The sequence below is a fragment of the Streptomyces sp. NPDC028314 genome (genome assembly GCF_055565795.1).
The window spans coordinates 878,429-900,589 of sequence record NZ_JBVHTP010000001.1 but is presented as its reverse complement, the minus strand read 5'-3'; the positions used below and the strand labels follow the sequence as shown (position 1 = coordinate 900,589).

At 70.9% G+C, this 22,161-nt stretch carries 14 protein-coding genes; 7 read left to right on the top strand and 7 right to left on the bottom strand.

The features are described 5' to 3' along the window. Positions 1-69: 69 nt before the first annotated feature. Together ectA and ACZ4TG_RS03950 are read right to left on the bottom strand one after the other, a co-directional pair. Complete coding sequence (gene ectA / locus ACZ4TG_RS03955) at positions 70-621, bottom strand: diaminobutyrate acetyltransferase (protein ID WP_468159731.1); 552 nt, start codon at positions 619-621, stop codon at positions 70-72. Positions 622-932: 311 nt separating this feature from the next. Beyond that, positions 933-2,777, bottom strand: coding sequence for a hypothetical protein (locus ACZ4TG_RS03950; protein WP_468159730.1), 1,845 nt, complete (start codon positions 2,775-2,777; stop codon positions 933-935). A gap of 500 nt (positions 2,778-3,277) precedes the next feature. Between ACZ4TG_RS03950 and ACZ4TG_RS03945 the strand changes: the two genes are divergently transcribed. Genes ACZ4TG_RS03945 through ACZ4TG_RS03935 form a run of 3 tightly spaced genes read left to right on the top strand, consistent with a single transcriptional unit; the run spans position 3,278 to position 9,416 of the window. Beyond that, complete coding sequence (locus ACZ4TG_RS03945) at positions 3,278-5,011, top strand: non-ribosomal peptide synthetase (RefSeq protein ID WP_468159729.1); 1,734 nt, start codon at positions 3,278-3,280, stop codon at positions 5,009-5,011. After that, positions 5,008-6,222 (top strand): cytochrome P450, encoded by a 1,215-nt coding sequence (locus tag ACZ4TG_RS03940; protein ID WP_468159728.1) that lies wholly within the window; start codon positions 5,008-5,010, stop codon positions 6,220-6,222. The genes ACZ4TG_RS03945 and ACZ4TG_RS03940 overlap by 4 nt, the downstream gene beginning before the upstream one ends. Positions 6,223-6,275: 53 nt before the next feature. After that, positions 6,276-9,416, top strand: coding sequence for an amino acid adenylation domain-containing protein (locus tag ACZ4TG_RS03935; protein WP_468159727.1), 3,141 nt, complete (start codon positions 6,276-6,278; stop codon positions 9,414-9,416). A gap of 15 nt (positions 9,417-9,431) precedes the next feature. On the opposite strand, the gene ACZ4TG_RS03930 is transcribed toward ACZ4TG_RS03935, so the two are convergent. From ACZ4TG_RS03930 to ACZ4TG_RS03920, 3 genes are all read right to left on the bottom strand, one after another. Continuing rightward, positions 9,432-10,622, bottom strand: a complete 1,191-nt coding sequence (locus tag ACZ4TG_RS03930; protein WP_468159726.1) for a GNAT family N-acetyltransferase — start codon at positions 10,620-10,622, stop codon at positions 9,432-9,434. Next, positions 10,615-12,951 carry an oxidoreductase gene (locus ACZ4TG_RS03925; protein WP_468159725.1) on the bottom strand — a complete coding sequence of 779 codons (2,337 nt, stop codon included), beginning with the start codon at positions 12,949-12,951 and terminating at the stop codon, positions 10,615-10,617. Before ACZ4TG_RS03925 ends, ACZ4TG_RS03930 begins: the two co-directional genes overlap by 8 nt. 66 nt (positions 12,952-13,017) lie before the next feature. Continuing rightward, on the bottom strand, positions 13,018-14,643 hold the full coding sequence (locus ACZ4TG_RS03920; protein WP_468159724.1) for an AMP-binding protein: 1,626 nt from the start codon (positions 14,641-14,643) through the stop codon (positions 13,018-13,020). Positions 14,644-15,125: 482 nt separating this feature from the next. Here ACZ4TG_RS03920 and ACZ4TG_RS03915 point away from each other — a divergent pair, with 482 nt between their 5' ends. From ACZ4TG_RS03915 to ACZ4TG_RS03900, 4 genes are read left to right on the top strand one after another with little or no spacing between them, the layout of a single operon-like run. Beyond that, entirely contained in the window at positions 15,126-15,485 is a 360-nt protein-coding gene (locus tag ACZ4TG_RS03915; RefSeq protein WP_468159723.1) for a hypothetical protein, read from the top strand. Positions 15,486-15,490: 5 nt separating this feature from the next. Beyond that, positions 15,491-17,992, top strand: a complete 2,502-nt coding sequence (gene pepN / locus ACZ4TG_RS03910; RefSeq protein WP_468159722.1) for an aminopeptidase N — start codon at positions 15,491-15,493, stop codon at positions 17,990-17,992. Then, positions 17,989-18,471 (top strand): NUDIX hydrolase, encoded by a 483-nt coding sequence (locus tag ACZ4TG_RS03905; protein ID WP_468159721.1) that lies wholly within the window; start codon positions 17,989-17,991, stop codon positions 18,469-18,471. Before pepN ends, ACZ4TG_RS03905 begins: the two co-directional genes overlap by 4 nt. A 47-nt stretch (positions 18,472-18,518) precedes the next feature. Beyond that, entirely contained in the window at positions 18,519-19,706 is a 1,188-nt protein-coding gene (locus tag ACZ4TG_RS03900; RefSeq protein WP_468159720.1) for a serine hydrolase domain-containing protein, read from the top strand. Positions 19,707-19,826: 120 nt separating this feature from the next. Here ACZ4TG_RS03900 and ACZ4TG_RS03895 read toward each other — a convergent pair whose 3' ends face one another. Together ACZ4TG_RS03895 and ACZ4TG_RS03890 are read right to left on the bottom strand one after the other, a co-directional pair. Next, positions 19,827-20,840, bottom strand: coding sequence for a TolB family protein (locus ACZ4TG_RS03895; RefSeq protein ID WP_468159719.1), 1,014 nt, complete (start codon positions 20,838-20,840; stop codon positions 19,827-19,829). Next, on the bottom strand, positions 20,837-22,150 hold the full coding sequence (locus ACZ4TG_RS03890; RefSeq protein ID WP_468159718.1) for an MFS transporter: 1,314 nt from the start codon (positions 22,148-22,150) through the stop codon (positions 20,837-20,839). Before ACZ4TG_RS03890 ends, ACZ4TG_RS03895 begins: the two co-directional genes overlap by 4 nt. Positions 22,151-22,161: the final 11 nt, after the last annotated feature.

The window sequence follows — 22,161 nt, the reverse complement described above, 5'->3', positions numbered from 1 at the left end:
CGGTTCGGTGGGGACCCGGGCGGCTGCCGGCGCGGCCCGCGGACAGCGGGCGGCCAGGCGGGACCGGGATCAGAAGTGGAGCGGCCCGATGCGGTGCAGGACCTCCGGGGCGTGCCCGCCGTCCGGGAACTCCTCTGCGGCGAACAGCACTTCGCGCGTGAGCGTGGCGCCGTGCCGTGCGGCGTAAGAGGCGAACAGTCGCTCCGACGCGAGGTTTCCGGGAGAGATGGTGGTCTCCAGGGAGCTCAGCCCGTGTTCCGCCGCCACACGGGCGGAGAGGCCGTCGAGCAGGGCCCCGGCGATTCCCTGGCCGCGGGCGGATTCGTCCACGGCGATCTGCCAGACGAGCAGGGTTCCGGGGCTGTCGGGCCGCAGGTATCCGCTGACGAATCCGACGGCCCGCCCGGACGGGTCGCGGGCCACCGCCGAGGTGCCGGCGAAGTCACGGCACCAGAGGAGATAGCTGTAGGCCGAGTTGAGGTCCAGCGTCCTGGAGTCGCGCGCGAGGCGCCACAGCAGGGGGCCGTCACCTGGGCGGGGGCGGTCGATGTGCGTCGTCGAGGTGGTCGGAGTGGACGGGAGGGTCTTCCTGTAATGGGCCAGTTCTGCATGAGCAGTCATGCGGGCCGAAGTTACCCAGGGATGGCGCACATTGCATGGCCCTGAGGGGTTACGGAACCGGTATGGCTCGTGATAGATGCAGATGCCCTCCGGGGGTGTGAAGCGCCGGCAAATGCACCCAGTGATTCTATGAAAAATGCAGACATTTCCACCCCACCCTCGGTTTTATAACGAGCGGATAACACCTTTGTTCTGTCTCATATTTGCCAGTTGAATGTGATGTGTTCGTCGGCCGGTCGGGGGTTTCGTTCATGGCTCCGCGTGGAAGTGGATCAGGCCCTTCCGGGAGGATGCCGAACAGTTCTGCCGGTCTACGCCGCCCCGTCGGGTATCACGCCGAAGTTGTGGCGGGCGATGCTGATGCTGAGGTCCTGTACCGCGTAGGCGGTGTAGTAGTACCCCTGCGGCACCGTGTCCCGCCCCGTTTGCAGGGTGAACCGGTCGCGGAGGCGGCCGTCCGGGGCGGCCGCGGCCGAGCGGAGCGGGTCCGCAAGGGTGTGGTCCGCGAAGATGGGGAGCGTCAGCAGGCCGTAGTGCACCGGGGCGGGACGCGCCTGGGTGAGGTCGACGGTCACCTCCAGCGGGGCGCCGGGACGGACGGTCCGGGGTGAGGTGGTGGCCAGGTGGGGGCCGCCGTCGAAGCGGAAGTAGCCGTCGCCGCAGCGCAGGCAGACGATGACGTCGACGTCGGGGATGACGCGGCTCCTTCCCGCCCGGGTGAACCTCTGCGCGATGCTCCCGCACGCCTCACAGGAGACCTGCCGGGCAGCGGTGCGCACGGAACTGCGCTCGCCCCAATAGTCGGAGTAACCCATCATCGGATCGTCGGGGTTGGCCGCTATCCGCTCGGCGATGGACCGGTCCAGGGCTGCCAGGTCGCCCGTCAGCCGGCGGTGGATCTGCGCCGACTCCTGCGGCGAGGTGCGCCGCAGGAGCCGGGTGTACTTCTTCAGCAGGGCGGAGCAGGCCCCTCTCAGGGGGTGCTCGGCGGGCAGCAGGCCGCTCTCCGCCCAGGCCACGGCGCGGTCCAGGGCGGTGGCGAGCAGATCCTCGGTGTCCTGCTGCCGGGGGCCGCGGTGCGCCGTACCGGAGGCGTCGGCCGTCTCGGCCGCCGCCTCCCGGACGATGCCGTGGCGCACGAAGACCGGATACGGATCGACGTCGGCGATGCTGGCGTTGAGTACCGCCGCGAGATCCTCGTCCGCGGGGCGCCGACGGAGCAGCAGTTCCGTCTCGGGCCGCCCGGAGTCGCTGGCCGTCAGCGTTCCGACGACCGTCTGCGCGGTGCCGTCGACGGCCGACAGCAGCAACTGGTACGGGGCCGCGTACATGGCGGTGTCACTGAACGGACTGCTCTGGCAACTGCTCAAGACCACCTCGGCAGCGGTGAGTTCACTGACCCGGATCAGGAAGCGGTCGTCCTTGCGGTGCGGGTGGCCGTACCCGTACCGAGGGCGCAGGCTGACCGGGCCGCCCGGAGTCTCGACATCGCTGAGCCCGAGCATCCCCCAGACGCCGAGGTTCATCAGGTCGTCCTTCCCGTGCCCCTCGAACATGAGGCGACGCCACGGTGAGGCCGTCAGGTACTCCCGGATGTCGAGGGTCTCGAAGTCCTCGTGGGTCAGGACCTCCAGATCCGGGGGCGGGGAGGCGAACGGGTCCTCGCCGGTCAGCAGTACCCGGTGGGTTATCTCCTCCCGCACGGTGACGTACTGCTTTGCGATCATCCAGCTGAGCGAGGGCAGGTCGCGGCCGGTGAGCAGGGACGTCGAGCGCGCGGCACCGAAGCCCACGAGTGGAGCCACGGTCCGCGACGGCAGGTCCGCGTGGAGGCCGCAGACGATCAGCGATCCGGCGTCGGGCAGTGCGTCCGGATCCCGCTTCCAGTCCAGGGCGAGCGGACGGAGGAGCAGGCGAACGGCGTCCGCCTCGGGTGAGCTGTCGAGAAGGTCGAGTCCGCAGTCCGTCGGCCCGGGGCGGACCGGTGCGTCGTACAGGATCTCCGCACGCGCTGCGGATTCGTTCAGGTCCGGGCGCCCGACTGACAGGAACGGGACGGAGATTGATGGACCGTCGAGAAATTTCCCGGAGAGCGCGAGGAAGGTTTCGACACTGTCACACGGAAGGAATCTTCTGTGGTCTGCGCCCTGAAGCACGGCGAGGCCTGCCTTTCCCGCTCTTCCGATGGGTGTGTTCCGGGTTGCGCGTTCTGTATGCCGAAACCGGTCGCTCTGGCTCTTCCGGGGAGTCGTCACTCCGGATGGCCAGGAGCTTCACCGTACTGGAGAAGCCGCATGTCGCAGACACGTGACGATCGTCACGTGTTCATGTCAGGCGTTGGCTGATTATGATCCCAGCGACCATGGAGAACGTGCTCTCCATCGCCGCACCGTGGGGAAACGGTGCCGGCTGAACAGCGCGGTCAGGGGGACGGGGGCTTGGTGTCGCACCTCCATGGTGTGGCCGCAGGGGGATCCGGTGAGCGTTGCCTGACGTCCGGGCAGAGAGCGGAGCTCTGTCCCGGTGACGTCGCGCGGCGTCTTTGTCGCACCCGCCTCGGCATCCTGACGCGACGCGCCTTCCATCGAGTTTCTTGGAGACCACATTGCCTTCCGAGGCCACGCCGGATTCCGCCGCCGCAACCCTGACCAGGCTGTTGGCCGCAAGCGTCGCCCGGTTCGCCGAGCGGCCGGCCGTCTCTGACGACCAGCAGTCCCTCAGCTACGCGGAGTTGGACCGAAGGACGGACGCCCTCGCCGCGACCCTGCGCGCGCGTGGCATCCGCGGCGAGGACCGCGTGGGGCTCTACCTCGACCGCTCCGTCGACGTCTTCGTAGCCATTCTCGGCATCCTCAAGGCCGGGGGTGCCTACGTGGCCGTGGACCCGCGGTATCCCGACGCCCGACGTGACCTCATGCTCACGCACAGCGGCGCGGAGCTCGTTCTGACGCGGCCCGAATGGCAGGATCGGCTCACCCACCTGGAACTGGCCGTCCTCCCCTTCCGCAGCGGGTCGACCGAGGCTGCCGCCCCGCAGGACGCGGCCGTGGCCGACGGCGCGGCGAGCGTACTGTTCACTTCGGGCTCGTCCGGCATTCCCAAGGCCATCGTGCTCGAGCACCGCAACATCGTCTCGTTCGCCCGGAACCGGAGCATGCCGGCCCTGCGGCCCGGTGACCGCACCGGGCAGATCTCCAGCCTGTCGTTCGACGCCTTCCACTTCGAGATGTGGTCGACGCTCGCACAGGGGGCGGAGGCGGTGATCCTGCCCCCCGTTCCCGAGCTGCTGGCCGCGGACTTCCAGCGCGAGCTGAAGCGCCGGCGGATCACGGCCATGCTCGTTCCGACGATGGTGGTCAATCACGTCGTACGGGAGGACCGCGACGCCTTCGCCCCGCTGCGGCTGCTTCACACGGGCGGCGACGTCATCCTGCCGTCCGCCTGCCGCGAACTGCTGTCCGGCCGGTTCGAGGGGGAGCTGTACAACCTCTACGGGCCGGCCGAGATCACCACGGCCTGCACCGCGCAGCGGGTGACCTCCGCGGAGGCGGGGCGGGACCGCGTCCCGATCGGTGTCCCGCTGGACGGGGTCACCGCGTACGTCCTCACACCGGAGCTCCTGCCCGTCACACCGGGAGAGACGGGCGAACTGTACGTCGGCGGCCCCGGCGTGGCCCGCGGCTACCTCGACGCGCCCGACCTCACGGACGAGCGGTTCGTGGCCAACCCGTTCGCTGACAGCCCGGCCAGGCTGTACCGCACGGGCGACCTCGTGCGCGAACGAACCGACGGGAGCATGGAGTTCGCCGGACGGATCGACAGCCAGCTCAAGATCCGCGGCTACCGGGTCGAACTCGGCGAGGTCGAACGCTCCCTGCGGCAGCACGCGCAGGTGCACGAGGCCGTGGTGCTGCCCAGTGGCGAAGGCGACAGCCGTCGTCTGGTGGCCTTCGTGGTCCTGGACGGTTCACCGGACCTCAAGGACGTACGGGCCCACGCCGAGTCGGTACTGCCCGACTTCATGGTGCCCGGTCACTTCGTCGTCGTACCCGAAATCCCGGCGAACGAGCACGGGAAGCGGGACATGGCGGCGCTGCGGAACCTGCTCGACGAGCACCGGTCGCGGCAGGACGGCCACGTTCCCCCGGCGACCGAGACCGAACGCATCCTCGCCTCCCTGTGGGAGGCTCTCCTGGGCGTGGAGAAGATCGGCGCCAACGACGACTTCTTCAGCCTGGGCGGCCACTCGCTCCTGGCCCTGCGGATGCAGAACAGGGTCAAGCGCGAGTTCGGCGTCGCCTTGGAGTACCGCAACCTGTTGGCCCGTCCCGTTCTCGCCGCCCTCGCCGCCGAAATCGACGATGCCCTGGGCGAGGTGGACTTCGCATGACGGCCGAGCCCCGCATCGACCTGACCGACACCGGGCTGTTCCTCCGCGGCGAGCACAACGAGGCGTTCACCAGGCTGCGCCGCGAGGAGCCCGTCTACTGGAACGAGGGGGCCGACGGCAACCGCTTCTGGGCGCTCACCCGTCATGAGGACGTGCTGTGGGCGTACCGCGAGCACGCGGTCTTCGGCTCGCAGCGCGGGGCGATCCTCGGCGGCTCCTTCCGCAGCAACGAGGACACGGCCGGGGGGCGGATGCTCGTGGCCTCGGATCTGCCCCGCCACCGGCTGCTCAAGCAGCAGATCCATCCCGCGCTGTCCGCCTCGGTCGTGCAACAGGTCGGAAGGCAGGTGGCTCAGCTGCTCGACCGGGCCTTCGAGAGGGCCAGGAGGGAAGGCGGCTGCGATTTCGCGGTCGACATCGCCACCGAACTCCCCGCCGGAGCCCTGATGGTGGTCATGGGCATCGGCCACGAGGAGGCGCACCACCTGATCGGGCTGACCCGCCGCATGGTGGGATTCCAGGACGAGACGTTCGTCGACACCGGGGGCGAAGCCAGGCTGCGTCTCGCCTGGCTCCAGGCTGAGATCTTCGACTTCTTCGCGGACCTCGTGGAGCTGCGCCGCGCGCGGCCCGGAGCGGACCTCGTCAGCGTACTGATCCAGGCCAGGGTCAATGGGCGCCCGCTGTCGGAGGAAGAGATCCTCTACAACTGCCTGAACGTGGCGGTCGGCGGGAACGAGACCACGTCCCACACGGCCTGTTCCGGGCTGCAGGCGCTGATCGACCATCCCGATCAGTACGAGCGCGTCCAGAGCGATCCGGCGCTGCTGCCGGGCGCCATCGAGGAGATGCTGCGGTGGAGCTCCACCAACGCGTACGTCCAGCGGGTCGCGCTGCGGGACGTGGTCCGTGGCAACGCGCAGATCCGCAAGGGGGACTCCGTCACGCTGTGGAACGTCTCCGCGAACCGGGACGAGGAACAGTTCACCGACCCGGGGCGCTTCGATGCCGCGCGCACGCCCAACCGGCACGTGAGCTACGGCGCGGGGATCCACCGCTGCATCGGCGCGCCCGTCGCCCAGGCGGAACTGATGCTCCTGGTCGAGCGGATGCTGGCACCCGGACTGCGCATCCGGTCCGCCGGCCCGCGGGGCAGACTCCGTTCCAATTTCATCCTGGGCACCACCCACATGCCGGTGGAGATCGTCTGAGGCGCGAAGTCCCGTACGCACGCACGTCCGTTACCGACCCAGTGAGCTTCCCCATGCCCCTTCCCCCCGCCGACCCCGGCTACGTCTCGGGTGAGCGCATCGAACGCGTCGTCGCGGTGCACGCCGCCCGTACCCCCGACCGGGTGGCCGTCCAACAGGGCCACGAGACACTGACTTTCCGCGAACTGCGCGACGGTGGCGAGCGGGTCGCGGCCGCTCTGCGGGTGTCCGGGATCGGCCCCGGCGACTACGTCCCCGTCCTCATGGAGCGTTCACCGCAGCTGGCGGTGACGCTGCTGGGAGTGCTCACGGCCGGGGCCGCGTACATCGCCTTGGACCCCGCCTGGCCGCGCGAGCGGATCGAGGACGTGGTGCGGCGGGGGGCGACGGCCCCGCTGCTGGTGGCCGACGGGTGTGGGGCCGCCGACGGCGTCCCGCTGGGGGTTCCTGTCATCCGGCTGCCCATCGACGCCCCGGAACACCAGGAGGAAGTACCGCGGTTCACCGACGGCACCCAGGCCGCCTGCGTGTTCTTCACCTCCGGATCGACGGGGAGGCCCAAAGGGGTGGTCTCGCCGCACCGGGGCACGATACGTACGCTCGTGGACTGCCCGACCGTCCCGCTCGACCACACCACCGTCTTCCTGCAGGCGGCCCCGCTGCCCTGGGACGCCTTCGCCATGGAGCTGTGGGGGCCGCTCATGAACGGCGGGCGGTGCGTGCTGCTGCCGCGGGGGACCGGAGTCCTGGACGTCGAGGCACTGCGCGACGCCATCCTCGTGCGGGGCGTGAACACGATGTTCCTCACCGCTTCGCTCTTCAACGTCCTTACGGACCAGGCTCCGGAACTCCTCGGCCTGCTGCGGCTGTTGCTCGTCGGCGGGGAGCGGGTCTCGGTGCCGCACGCCCGCGCGATGCTGCACCGGTTCCCCGGTCTGAACCTGGTCAACGGGTACGGGCCCGCCGAAAGCACGATCTTCGCCACCACACACGTGATCGGACCCGCCGACGTGGCGGACGACAGCGAAGAGATCCCCATCGGACTCCCCGTGCCGCGGACGGGCTTCGTCCTGCTGGAACCGGGCACCGACCGCGTGACCACCCGGGCAGCCGGTGAGATCGCCCTGTCCGGCGATGGACTGGCCGCCGGATACCTCGGAGATCCGCAGGAGACGGCCAGGCGGTTCTTCGTCCACGACGGCGTGCGGTACTACCGCACCGGCGACCTGGCCGTGAGGGACGGTTCGGGCCGGCTCCGCTACCGGGGCCGCACCGACGGCCAGTTCAAGATCCGCGGCGTGCGCATCGAGCCCGGCGAGGTCGAGCGGACACTCGAAGCGCACCCGGCGGTCGCCGCGTGCTGCGCCCTGCGAGTGGAGCGCGTCGCCGGGCGTCCCGAGCTGGCCTGCCTCTACACCACGACGGGGGAGAGGGAGCCGGACGAGGAGGAACTGCGCGCCTTCGCCGGCAGGGTGCTGCTCGCACCCATGGTCCCCGCGCTGCTGCGCCCGGTGGATCGGCTCCCGCTGGGCGCCACCGGCAAACTGGACCGGGATGCGGCAGAAGGCCTGCTCAGCGGGATCCTGATCCGGGAGCAGCGGAGCTCCTCGTCCGCAAAGGCCGTGGGTACGGACGGGACCTGCACCTCGGACCCGCAGCTCGCGGACGCACGCGCACTGCTCGGTCTCCCGGGGCTCGGCGCCGGGGACGACCTCATCGGAGCCGGCGCGACCTCACTGGACGCCATCCGGCTGGCCGACCGGATCGGGGGCTGGTCCGGGGCCCGGATCACGGTGGGGGACGTCTACCGGCTGCGTTCCCTGGACGCGCTCCGCGAGTACAGCCGTGAGGCACCCCGGGACGCGCCCCCCGTCGCCGTTGCGATGGTGGCGCCGAGGGGGCCGCTGCCCTTGACCCACGCCCAGCGGCGCTTCTGGATGGCCGAGCAGGTGGCCCCCGGCGACGCCGACAACATGCTCGTCCTGGCCTACCGGCTGCGCGGAGCCCTCGACCCGGAGGCGCTCGGGCAGGCCCTGCGGGACGTGGTGGGCCGGCACCCGGTCCTGCGGACCGTCTTCCGCTGGGAAGACGACTTCCCCGTGCGGCAGGTGAGGGACGCGGGGGCGGTGGCCGTACCGCTGGAGCGGGTGCACCCCGTCTCCCAGGGGGCCGGACCGCAGACGGCGGGTCCCACGGATCCGGCACTCGTGGCCCGGCAGCTCACGCAGGACTGGTGGGGGCGCCCCTTCTCGCTCGAGGACGAGATTCCACTGCGGGCCCGCTGGTGCCGGCTGAGGGACGGCAGTCATCTGCTGCTCCTGCACCTGCACCACATCGCCTTCGACGGACAATCCGAGTCCGTGCTGATGAAGGATCTGGGCACCGCCTACGCGGCGCGCTCGGCCGGTCGCACTCCCGACTTCGGCCCGGCCGACGCCTCCGAGGACCACGCGGCCCGGGAGCACGAGCGGCTGGGCGACCGGTCGCGGCGGGACCTGCCCTTCTGGCGCCGGACCCTCGGACACACCCCGGCTCCCGCTCTGCCCGCCCCGGCCGCTGTGGGCGAGGCGCCCCGGTCGGAGTCGGTCTTCCGGGTGGCCCCGGAGACCGTGGCGGCATTGGCCCGCACCGCGGCGGGGTACGGCGGCCCGCCCCTCGCGGCCCTGCTCGCGGCGTCCGGCCGGGCCATCGCCCGGACTCTCGGCGCGGCGGACGTATGCCTGGGCACGGCGACCGCGGGCCGCTTCGACCCCGCACTCGACGGGGCGGTGGGCTATTTCGTCAATCCCCTGGCGATCCCGCTGAATGGTTCGCGGGACCTGGATGCCGGTGAACTGCTGGGGCGGACCGCCCGGACGGTGACCGATGCGCTGGAGCACGCCCGCACCCCGTTCGACGACGTGGTGCGCGCGCTGCGGCCGGCCCGGGAAGGCAGGCATCCCTGGTTCCAGGCCTGGGTGGTACTGCAACAGCAGCCCCCGCACGGCGAGTTCTCGCAAGGCCTGGGCATCGAGGCGATCCGGATCCCGCCGCCCACGACGGCGCTGGAACTGATGGTCGAGGCCTTCCCGCAGCCGGACGGTTCCTGGGAGGTCGTGCTGCTCCGGCGCGCCGACGGCATCGGCGAAGCCGAGGCCGAGGAGCTGCGGAAGGCGCTGGAGGCCGCCCTGGAAGAGCTGGCGGCCCTGGCCTGACGCTCCGGACTCCCGCTACTGCCCACCCGCATCGGCGCGCGGCGCACCACCTCCGGCGCCGCGCCCGAAGGCCAGCGCCAGCTCCTCGATCGCGGCCAGCCGTGCGTCGACCGTGTGCGGCACGCACTGGGCGCGCACCGTCTCCAGCACGTGAGAGGTCCAGGGCCGCGTCCCCTCGACCGGGAAGACGTCCTTGCCGCGGTAGAGGCCGGCCTGCCAGAGCGGGACGAGCTCGGCGCCCCGGCGGACCTTCGCGGCGAGGTTGGTGGGTCCCAGATGGACACCGCGCAGTCCGCGCTCGTAACACAGCTCCAGCGGGAGGTAGAACAGCAACTCGAACGACAGGCCACTGGCGTTGGTGCGTATCTCGTCCACCATCCCGCTGGAGCGGCCCCAGAGCATGTCGCCCCACACGTAGTCCAGGCTGTACCCCAGCAGGGGCCCGGCCGGACCACGCCGCATCGTGGTCAGGACCTCGTGGCCGGCCGCGTGTTGCGCGGTGCTCCGGATCTCCTCCGTGAGGCTTTCGAGCGAGCGCAGGGAACCGTGGCGCCGCAGGGACTGCCAGGCGAGCGCCGCCACTTCGTCGACACAGTCCGCGAGCCGTTCGCGTGTCACGTCGACCCCAGCGGCTGCGGCAGCGGCAGCGGCACGGCGCCGCTCACGGCGGATCGCGCGGCCACCGCGGCACGACGCGTAGTAGTCGTCCATCGAGCTGCCCGGCGCCGGCACCCAACTGTCCATCAGCGGCGACAGGATGGGGCGGGCCACACCGCTCTCGACGAGCGCGACCGCCGACTCGGTGGTGAGGTGCAGTGCGTAGGTCCAGTCGGTCTTACGGGATGCGGCTGCCTCCCCCGCCGCCTCGAAGAACCCGCCCACGATCTCGGCCGGAGCAGTGTGCCGGACCATGAGATGCGCGCGGTAGCCGCGGCGCGGTCCGATGAGGGCGTACGGGGCCTCCGGCCGGTAGGGGAACAGCAAATGCGGTGTGTAACCGGTGTTGTCCTCCCGGGCCGGGAACGAAATCGGGGCGACACCACAGACCTCCCCGTCGGCCACCGCCGTCAGGTAGCCGGGGGCGACCCCGTCCAATCCCTGAGTCGCCCGCAACCAGGGGGCGCTGCTGTAGAAGCCGAACCTGGTATCGGACAGGACACTCGCGGATTCGGCCCCGAGCCGGTCCACCGCATGAAAGTCAGCCACTGGAAACCCTTCCGTATGCACCGCCGTGCGTGTCTCGTCCGCCTGTGCCGGCGCCGTGGCGTACCCCGCTGCCGGCCTGCCACGAGGGATGCCAGTGGATCCCCGGGCCCGTGTAGCCCTGGGATGCCGCCGCGTGCAGCGTCCACAGGGGATCGTGCAGCTGGGCCCGGCCCACCGCGCACAGGTCGGCCCGGCCCGCCAGGATGATCGAGTTCACGTCGTCGTGGCCGGAGAGGGCGCCGACCGCGATCGTGGGAAGTCCCGTGGTGTTGCGGACCAGGTCGGCGTAGGGGGTCTGGTAACTCCTGCCGTACGGGGGCCGCTCCTCGGCCACGACCTCACCGGTGGACACGTCCACGGCGTCGGCTCCGGCCTCGCCCAGCGCCCGGCAGATCTCCACCACATCGGACTCCGTGATGCCGTGCCGCGCCCAGTCGGCGGCGGAGATGCGCACCACCAGGGCGCGGTCGTCCGGCCACACGGCCCGGACCGCGCGCAGGACCTCAAGAGGGAACCGCAGCCGGGACGAGGTCGGCCCGCCGTACCGGTCGGTCCGCCGGTTGGTCAGTGGAGACAGGAATCCGGACATCAAATGCCCGTGTCCGTACTGGAGTTCCAGTGCGTCGAAGCCGGCCCGCAAGGCCCGGCGCGCGGCCGCCACGAAGTCCTCGGCGATGGCGTCCATGTCGGCGCGGGTCGCCTCCCTCGGGACGCCGCTCAGCTCGTCCCAGGGGATCGGCGAGGCGGCGACCAGGGGCCAGCCCTGATCGCCGAGCGGTACGCACCGCCCGTCCCGCGTGGGGACCGCGGTCGCCCCACGGCGCCCGGCGTGGGTCAGCTGGATGCCCAGGCGGGCCTCGGACTGGCCGCGCACGAAGGCCACGATGCGGCGCCATGCCTCTTCCTGCGCATCGGTGTACAGGCCGGGGCAGCCCGCTGTGGCGCGGCCGTCCGCGCTGACGGCCGTCATCCCCGCGAAGACCAGGGCCGCCCCACCCAGCGCGTGGACGCTCAGGTGGACGAGCTCGAAGTCGCCGGGCATGCCGTCGCACGCGGTGTAGAGGGCCATCGGCGGCACCACGATCCGGTTGCGCAGGTGCAGTCCGCCCAACGGGAAGGGCCGGAACATCGGTGGCGTGGGAGGCAGGCCGTCAGCGGCCGGCCCGCAGTCGTCGGACGCGCCCGGGAGTGCCACCGAGTCGACGAATTCCCGGTCCCTGGAGCGTAGGTTGTCGTACGTGACCCGGCGGCTGCGCGTGAGGAGGTTGAACGCGAACTGCCCCGGCTCCTGGCGCGTGTAGCGTCCCGTGTGCTCGAACCACTCCAGACTGGCCTGAGCCGCCCGCTGGGCCGATGCCGCTGCGGGCGCGCGTTCGGCCTCGTACACGGCGAGCGCGAAATCGACCGAGGGGTGCTCGCGCAGGCAGGACACGAGGGACAGCGCGTCCTCCATCGCCAGCTTGGTGCCCGAGCCGATGGAGAAGTGCACCGTGTGCGCCGCGTCCCCGAGCAGCACGACGTTGCCACGGCGCCAGGTCCGGTTGCGCACGGTGGTGAACTTGGACCAGCGCGAGTTGTTTCCCGTGAGCCGGTGGCCGTCCAGATGCCCGGCAAGGGTCTCCTCGCACCACCGGATGCCGGCCGTGTCGCTGGCGCCCGCCGGAAGGGTCTGCGTGTCCGGCCCCCCGAGGCCCGCTCGCCGCCAACTGCTCTCGTCCATCTCCACGATGAACGTGCTGCGCCCCGCTTCGTAGGGGTAGGCATGTACGTTCACCGTACCGAAGTCGTGTGCGTCGACGGCGAAGGTGAAGTGGTCGAAGTGCTTGTCCGTGCCGAGCCACATATAGCGGGAGGGACGCTCGTCGAGGCTGGTCCCGAACTCCTCGGCGTATCCGGACCGGGTGGACGAGTGCGCACCGTCGGCAGCCACCACGAGGTCGTACCGGGCAGCCAGTTCCGCGACCGGCGGCGCAGCGCTGTGGTGCCGCAGCTCCACGCCCAGCCCGACGCACCGGTCGCGCAGGACCTGCAGCAGACGGGTCCGGCCCAACGCGGCGAAGCCATGGCCGCGCGCGGAGACGGACTCGCCCTTGAAGCGGACGTCGATGGTGTCCCAGTACGCGAAATCCCTCTGTATGGCGGCGAACACCTCCGCGTCGGCCTTCGCGATCTTCTCCAGGGTTCCGTCGGAGAACACCACGCCGAACCCGAAAGCGGCGTCGGCGCCGTTCCGCTCCCACACCGTGATGTGCGCCTGTGGGAGCGACTGGCGGGCCAGCGCCGCGAAGTACAGCCCGCCCGGCCCCGCCCCCACCACTGCGATGCGCATCCAGAACTCCTCGTGCTTCCCCCACGGCACTGCTCTCCGGCAGGCCGCAATTGCCGAATTGCCGTGTTACCGGGCGGCCGACTTCGCGGCGCGCAAACGCAGTTCGCTGCGCAGCAGCTTTCCGCTGCTGTTGCGCGGCAACGTCGTGACGAACTCCACCGCGCGCGGGTACTTGTGGGGTGCGATGACCTGCTTGACATGCGCTTGCAGGTCACGGGCGGTGGCCTCGTCGGCGGCGAAACCGGCTCGCAGTACCACGTACGCCTTGATGAGCATGCCGCGCTGGGCATCCGACACGCCCACGACGCCGGACTCCGACACACCTGGGTGGCCGGCGAGCGCCCGTTCCACTTCGGGCCCGGCGATGTTGTAGCCGGAGGACACGATCATGTCGTCGCTGCGCGCCACGTACCAGAAGTAGCCGTCGGAGTCCCGGACATAGACGTCACCGGTGACGTTCCAGCCGTCGCGTACGTACGTCGTCTGGCGCGAGTCGGCGAGATATCGGCAGCCCGTGGGCCCGGTCACGGCCAGCAGGCCGGGCTCCCCGTCGGGAACGGGGCTGCCCGTCTCGTCGATCACGGTGGCGCGGTAGCCCGGGATGGGCTTGCCCGTGGAGCCCGGACGGATGTCGTCGTCGGCGGCGGAGATGAACACGTGGAGCATTTCCGTGGAGCCGATGCCATCGATGATGCGCAGTCCGGTGGCATCGTGGAACTCCCGCCAGACATGCTCCGGCAAGGCTTCGCCGGCCGACACGCAGCGGCGCAGGCCCTTCAGCCGGGGGACCGCACCGGCGGCCAGCATGGTGCGGTATGCGGTCGGCACCGTGAACAGCACGGTGACCTTGTGTTCGTCGACGAGCTCCGCCAGCCGCTCCGGGGACGCCTGTTCCACCAGCAGCGTCGAGGCGCCGGCGTGCAGCGGGAACACGACGAGACCGCCGAGCCCGAAGGTGAAGCCCAGCGGCGGGGTACCCGCGAACACGTCGTCGGGCCGAGGCCTGAGGACGTGGGCGGAGAAGGTGTCCGCGTTGGCCAGCACGTCGCGGTGGAAGTGCAGGGTTGCCTTGGGGCGCCCGGTGGTGCCGGAGGTGAAGGCGATCAGCGCCACGTCGTCGGCCGCCGTCGCGACGTTGGCGAACACGCCGGCCTTGGTGTCGCACCGCCGGGTGAGGTCCTCCGGCCCCGACCCGCCGTAGGCGACTGCCGTCACGTCCGGTGCGCCCGAGGCGAGTTCGTCGAGGTAGCGGTGGTCACACAGGGCGATGGCCGGCCGGCTGATCTCGGTCAGCTCGGCCAGCTCGGCGGACCGGAGCAAGGGCATGGTGGTGACGGCGACACCGCCCGCCTTCAGTACACCGAACCAGGCGGCCACGAGCCAGGGAGTGTTGGGGCCCCGCAACAGCACCCGGTTGCCGGGGGCCAGTCCGAAGTCCTCCGTGAGGACCTGCGCGACCTGGTTGGCCTTCCTGAGGAGATCTCCGTACGACCAGGCCTCCGTCGGGGTGAGCAGGCAGGGACGGTCGGGCCCCCAACGCTCGACGCCCTCGTCGAGGAGACGCGCCGCGCAGTTCAACCGGTCGGGGTAGTGCAGTTGAGGCAGGTCGAAGTGGAGGTCGGGCCACTGGGACACGGGAGGCAGTTGATCACGACAGAACGTGTCGACATGGGCGGACGCGGACAGCTGCATGAGGGGTCACCTGAACCTAGGCGGCAGGAAGAACGGGTTCGCCGGAACAAGACGGCAGATGGGGAGAGCCAGGCCACTCGGACGGCTGCGAAGAGCTCCGGAAACAGGCGCTGCGCCGTGTACGTGACAGGTCCAGCAGGGATGAACCCCCGCTCGCCCCCACCTCCCGCGGGCCGCCCCGGGTGCTGCCGGAGCCGGTCGAGCGAGAGAAACAGCAAAGGGGCCGCACGGCACCGAGCCGACAGCCAAGATCCAACCGTGCCACCCGGCCCGGTCCCTGTCAATCCTCTCCTCATGTGAGGGAGTTGGCACTTGACGAGACTCCCGGACTGCGCGAGAGTGCCGGGGCCGTGTCGGTCGGTCGCCACGCGGATCGACGATTCACCCTCTTCTCCAACCGGACGCGCCAGAGAGCTGTCGGCCCCCTCTCCCGTGATCCGGTTCACATGATGAAAAGTAATTGTGGCTGTATTGTTCGCGAAATGACCATGCCTTCCAGTATTCTATTCCGCCGCGCCGTCGTGGCTGTCGCCGGAATATCTGCATTCGCCTTGACTGCCTGCTCCCAGGGTTTCTCGGAGGCCGATAAGAAGGGCTGCCAGGCCTTTATCAAGACCTATGAGTCATTCAAGAGCGATCGCGGCAGCGTCTCGCGGGACGACTTGAACAGAGATGCCCTCGCCCTGCTGAATTCGAGCGACAAGGACGTGAGCATGGCGGCGGCCTCGTGGCGTGACATCGACTTCGCGGAATCCCAGGTCGACATCCACGCCACCCCCATCGTGGACGCCTGCTCCAAGGCGGGCGCCGGCGGAGCGGCGTCGCCCGCCCCGAGCCGGTGACCTCCGTGCGCGACCTCTCGTACGCCGAGGCCCGATCGCGATCCCGGCTGCTGAGGGTCGAGGAGTACCGCCTCGAACTCGACCTGGTGGCGCCCGGCGAGACCTTCCTGTCGCGCACCAGGATCACGTTCACCTGTCGCCGTCCCGGGGCGGGCAGTTTCGTGGAGTGCGCCGCGGCCCGGGTGGACCGCATCGTCCTCAACGGTGTGGAACTGCCCGTGGACGAGGTGTTCGACGGGAGCCGGATCCTGCTGGACGGGCTGGCCGAGGCCAACGTCCTCGACGTCGACGCCGTCTACGCGTACACCTCGGACGGCCAGGGCCTGCAGCAGTTCACCGACCCGGTGGACGCAGGGGTGTACGTCTATTCGTACGCCCAGGCCCATGACGCGCACCGCTTTCTCGCCTGTTTCGACCAGCCCGACCTGAAGGCCCGCCTCAGACTGAGCGTGCGCGCACCGGAAGACTGGATCGTCCTGGGAATGACACCCCGGATCGGCGAGGAATCCGGACAATGGGACTTCGAGCCCACCGAGCGGCTCTCCACGTATCTCTTCGCCGTGGCGGCAGGCCATTTTCATGAAGTGCGGGGCGCGGTCGGCGATATGCCGGCCGGGCTCTACGCGCGACGTTCGCTCGCTGCCCGACTCGATGCCGACGCCAGGGAAATCCTCACGACGGCGAGTTCCTGCCTCACCGGCTTCGAGGACCTGTTCGGAATTCCTTACCCCTTCGCGACGTACGACCACGTCTTCGTCCCGGAGTTCAACGCCGGGGCAATGGAGAACCCAGGGCTCGTGATGCTCCGGGACACCTTCGTGCTCGACACGACGGCCACCTACGAGGACCGCCAGACCCGGGCCGTGGTCCTCGCGCACGAGATGGCGCACATGTGGTTCGGCAACCTGGTGACTCCGCGCTGGTGGGACGACCTCTGGCTGAACGAGGGCTTCGCAGAACTGCTGGCCTTCCTCGTGGTCGCCGAGCGGACCGAGTTCGCATCGGCGTGGACGGCCTTCTGCGCCGGCCGCAAGGAATGGGGCCATGAGGCCGACCGGCGGCCCTCGACCCATCCGGTCGTCTCGGAGATCCGCGGCACGGCCGGCGTCATGCTCCACCTCGACGGAATCACCTACGCCAAGGGCGCCGCCGTCCTGCGCCAGCTGATGGCCCGCCTCGGCCGCGAGCCCTTCCTGGCCGGCGTACGCGAGGTGCTCCGCCAGCGTTCCTACGCGAACCTCTCCCTGCCGGACCTGCTCGCAGCCCTGGAGGAGGCGAGCGGCGAGGACCTGGAGGACTGGACCGACGACTGGCTGTACACCCCGGGTGTCAACACCCTGCGCACCGAGGTGCAGGAGACCCCGGACGGACGGGTCGGCCGCGTCGAGATCGTGCAGGACGCGCCCGCGGCCTACCCGCTGGAGCGCGCGCACACCCTCGAGATCGGCGTGTACGACCGAGAGGGCGCCGCTCTGGTCAAGCGCGACAGCCTGCGGCTGGACGTCTCGGGCAGGCGGACCGAGGTGCCGGGCCTCGCCGGCGGACAGCGTCCGGCGCTCCTGCTGGTGAACGAGACCGACGAGGCATGGGCCACGGTCCGTCTCGACGCGGTCTCCACGGCCACCATGCGACACTCCCTCGGCCGCCTCACGGACTCCACCGCCCGGGGCGTGGCCTGGCAGGCGCTGTGGCACATGACCCGTGACGCGCAGCTGCCCGTTGCCGCATTCCTGGACGCCTCCTGCGCCGCTCTGGAGACGGAGACCGAACCCGCACTCACCGGGGCCGCCGTGGACCGGCTGCGGCAGGCCGTGGACCGGCTGGGCAGCCCGTCGCTGCGCGAGGCCAGACTGCGACGGCTGGCTCCCTGGTACGCCGCACTCGCCGCGCGGCCCGGCAACCGCTGCCGCCCGGTCTTCGAAGCGGCTGCCGTCGAATGCGCCACCACGGAGCCCGAACTGGCCGCCCTCGCGGCCCGACTGGGCGCGGCCGGCCCGGCACACGGCTCCCAGGCCGACCGATGGCGCATCGTGACCCGGCTCGCGGCCGCCGGGGTGTCCGGCCGTCGGGAGATCCTGGCCGAACTGGCCCGCGACGGCACGCACGGCGGTACGACGGCCGCGGCCACCGCTCTCACCGCCCGTCCGGTGCCCGCCGCCAAGGAGGAGGCCATCGCCCTGCTGGCGGCGCCGGGCGGCTCTGCGCTGCCGATCCTGGAGGGGCACGCCCGCGGACTGTTCAGGCCTGACCAGCCCGCGCTGACCGCCGCGTACGCGACCCGGGCGCTCGGCCTCCTGCCAGGTCTCTGGGAACGGCACGAGGCGCGTGCGGCGTCCCGGCTCAGCAGGCTGCTGCTCCCCGACTTCCACACCGGATCCGACGTGCTGGAGCAGGTGGACCGTGTGCTTGAGTCGGGGTGCGACGAGCGGCTGCGGTGGCTGCTCGTGGACCACAGGGCCGAACTGGTCTCGGTGCGCGACACACGAGCGATGGATGGATCACGATGACGGACACGGCAGTACCCGCCCAGGACGACCCCGGCCGCTACCGGCTCGGTGCCACCTGCGTCGTCTTCGACGACGAGGGCAACGTCCTGATCCAGCTCCGCCGTTCACCGGTGCGCTGGGAGCTGCCGGGCGGTCTCGTGGAACCGGGGGAGCACCTGCACGACGCCGCGGCCAGGGAGGCCGAGGAGGAGACGGGAGTCACCGTCCGGGTCCAGCGCCTCGCCGGGGTGTACCAGCACCCGAGCAAGGGCATCCTGGCGGCCGTCTTCGTCGCCGTCGCGGCCGGCGGCGCGCCCCGGCCGAGCACGGAGGCATCCGAGGTCCGCTGGGCGGATCTCGCCACGGCCCGGGAACTGCTGCACCCGCTGTACCGGCCCCGCCTGGAGGACGCCCTGAACTCCGCCGAGGGCGTGCCCCTGTGGGTGCACGAAGGGCAGCGCACCATCGGGTCGCTGCCCGGCACGACGGCGCGGACATGACCCCGCCGACACCGACGACCAGAACAGGCGACAGGGTGGAAGACCCCATGACCGAGCACCCGCCGAACACCGACGCACTCCCGGACCCGGAGGCCGTGGTGGTTCCGGACGGCTTCGGACGGACCCGCGCGTTCCTGCGCGAGGACCATGCCAAAGACTTGCACCAGGGCTTCCAGCTCTTCGCTTCCGTTTCCGGGACCCCGGTGGCGGACTTCGCGTACGGACAGGCCCTCGGCCGGGCGCTGACGACCGACTCCCGGCTCCACTGGCTGTGCGCTTCCAAGCCTCTGACCTCGGTGGCCGTCGCGCTGCTGATCGAGGAGGGTGTGCTCGGGCTCGACGACCCGGTGACGCGCTTCGTTCCCGAGTACGGGCAGGCAGGCAAGGAGGGGGCCCGGATCGGCGATCTGCTGGCCCACACCGTGCCCTACCGGGACGGGGCCTCGCAGTACATCGCCTCGCTGGACTGGCAGGAGAACCTCGCCGCGGCCTGTGCGGCCCCGGTCGACGAGGCCATGGAGATCGGCGGCGTCAGGACGTACAGCGCCTGGATCAACTCCCACGTGCTCGCGGAGGTCGTTTCGAGGGCGGCCGGCGGGGAGTACGGGGACGTTCTGCGGGGCACCGTCCTCGGACCGCTCGGCATGGACCGCACCCACCTCGGGATGACGGCCGCGGAGTACGCCGCCGCCGAGGACGACCTGCGCGCCATGACGTACGGAGGGGTGCGCAACCCCGACTCGGGCCATGCCAACGACGCCTTCGTCATGGGGGTGCCCGAGCTGCGGGCCGCCTGCATTCCCGGGATCGGCGCGATGGGGACCATGCGGGACCTCGCCCGGCTGTACGAGGCACTGCTCGGCCACGGGCCGGCCGGGGGTGAGCCGGCCTGGAAGGGGGCCTCAGCCCTGCTGCGCCGGCGGCACATGGTTCCCGAGGCGCCGGAGGACTGGGAGAACTGGTCGGCCGGCTGGGCGATCAACTCCATGAACTGGTCCCGGGGTTTCGTGACGGACCGGGGGATGTACTGCCCCGAGGTCTCCCCGAGGGTGTTCGGCCAGCCGGGCGAGAAGACGGTCATGGCCATGGCGGACGCCGACAGCGGGCTGGTCCTGGCCTTCTCGTTCAACAGCTTCATCAGCTCGGCGGTGGCCGGGTTCCGGATGACCCGGATGTGTCAGGCCGTCCACGGCGACCTCGTGGAGATCGGGGCGCTCGCCGCAAGGCCGGCCTGACACCCCGACCGGCCGACGCGGCAACGGCAGGAGACGGCGACGCGCCGACCGCAGCACTCGCGGTCGGCGCGTCGCCGTCTCCCCTGACCTGTCCGCAGGCGTGCCGGGCGGGCCCGGTGCTCAGCGGATCACCACCGGGGAGGACGCGGCCCGTACGGTCAGGCGCGGCCGACCCGTGCCGTCGGCCGAGACCTGCCAGAGGTCCGAGCCGACGTCCCCCGGCTTGGAGTAGAGCACCGTACGGTCGTCCAGCCATTCGACCTGGTCGTCGACACTGGCCGACTCCGCCAGCTCGTTCTCGGCCATGCTGCGCAGGTCCAGCACCACCAGCTGCCAAGGGCTGTCCGGATCGCGGTGCGGGGCCCGCTTCTTGAAAGCCAGCCGGGTTCCGTCCGGTGAGAGCGAAGGACATTCGGCATTCGTGCGCAACGTGGACAGGGTCCGGTCCACCAGGTCGCCGCGCACCAGGTACGTCTTCCCGCCCGTGCCCAGCGTGAGGTAGAAGGTGCGGTCGTCGGCGAAGGTCACCCCCCAGAAGTTGACGTCGGGGGAGCGGTACGCCGCGCCGTCCAGGAACAGGGACCAGGATTCGAGGTCGGGCAGCGCGCGGCCCGAGGCGGTGTCGTGGATCGTCACCCGGGTGGAGAACCCGGCGGCGGCGTAGGAATCCCCGCTGACGAAGGTGGTCCAGGTGGCGAACCGGCCGCTGGGCGAGACACGGGCCCGGCTCGGTGTCCCGCTCATCGGCGTGCGCGCGACCTCACGCAGCGAGGCGTCGAGGATGACCGCCTGGTACGAACCTGTGAGTCCTTGTGGTGCCTGGAGGCAGACGGCGGTGTCGCGCGCGCTGTAGAACCGCTGGCACGACAGCGGGCCCGTGGTGCGCTCGCCGTCCGGTGCGGTGAGCGGCACCGCTGCCAGGAGGGAACGGGTCGGTCCCCAGGCCTCGTTGCGAAAGAGAAGCTCTCCCGGTGCGTTCGCCCGGATCTCACCCGGGTGTTCCCCCGGTCCGCCGACGGCGGACCGGCCCCGGGTGTCCGCATCCCGCGCGGTCCGCACGACGTACCCCGCGGCCAGGGCGAGGCACAGGGCGGTGACGGTGGCGAGGACGCCGAGGCGTGCCGCCCGGTTCACGACGGGCTCCCGGAGGCCTTCTTCGCCGGCCGGTCCGGATCGTCGGCACGGGGGCGCAGCGCCAGGACGGACAGGACACCGCACGCCAGCGCGAGGGTGGCGGCGAGGAGCGCGACGTGTTGCCCCCAAGCCGTCCAGGCCGCCCCGAACAGCAGGGAGCAGACAAGCCTGGCGACGGCCTGCCCGCTCTGGACCAGGCCCATCCCGGTGGCTTTGAGCCCGTCGGGAAAACAGGGGGCGACCAGTGCCATGAGGACTCCGTCGGTCGCGGCGTAGAAGATCCCGTGCAGGACCAGCACGGTCGTGGTGACGGCGGTCGGACTTCCGCCCTCGAAGAGCAGCACCCCGTACGCGCCGAGCAGGCTCACGTGCCCGGCGAGAAAGATCCGCCACCGCCCGAACCGGTCGGCCAGGCGCCCGACCGGGAGGGCGAACAGCAGGAATCCGGCAGCCGTGCCCAGCGGCAGGAGAGGGAACTGCGCGGTGGGCAGGGTGAAGCGCTGCTGGAGCATCAGGTACAGGAAGGAATCGCTGACGGTGACCAGTCCCAGAACGGCGGCGCACCACCAGACGCGGACGAAGCCGCGGTGGGTGCGAAGGCGAAGGGGGGCCCGCCAGGACAGCGCCGGCGGCTTCGCCGGTCCGGCCGCCGTCGCTCCCGGGGTGTCTTCCCGCACGAACAGCCACAGCAGGGCGACGGCGGGCACCGCGACGCAGAAGCTGACGAAGAACACGGCGTGGTAGCCGCCGTCGACCTGGCTGAGCAGTACGAAGGCCACCAGGGGCCCCAGCAGGGCGCCGACGGTGTCCATGGCGCGATGCAGCCCGAAGGCGCGACCCTGCGCCTCGGGAGGCGCGGACATGGAGATCAGGGCGTCGCGAGGGGCGGCCCGGATGCTCTTGCCGGCCCGGTCCGCGAAGATCACGAGCCCGATCGTCGAGGCAGTGCCCGCCACCAGCAGGCCCAGCTTGCAGACCGCCGAGAGGGCGTACCCGGCGGCGGCAACCGGTTTGCGGCGCTGCCGGCGGTCCGACGCGTAGCCGAACAGCACGCGCAGCAGGGCCCCCGAACCGCTGTAGACACCGTCGAGCACCCCGAAGAGGAACGGCGACAGCCCGAGGCCGAGGACGAGGTACACGGGCAGCGCCGCACTCGTCATCTCCGACGAGATGTCCGTGACCAGGCTGACGGTCCCCAGGACGAGCACGTTGCTCTTGACGAGGCTGAACGAACTGCCGGAGGGCAACGGCGGCTGCTCGTCCCGTGCCCGGGCCGCCGGTTCGGCGGCCCGGGAGGTGGAGAGGTACATTCCTCAGCTTC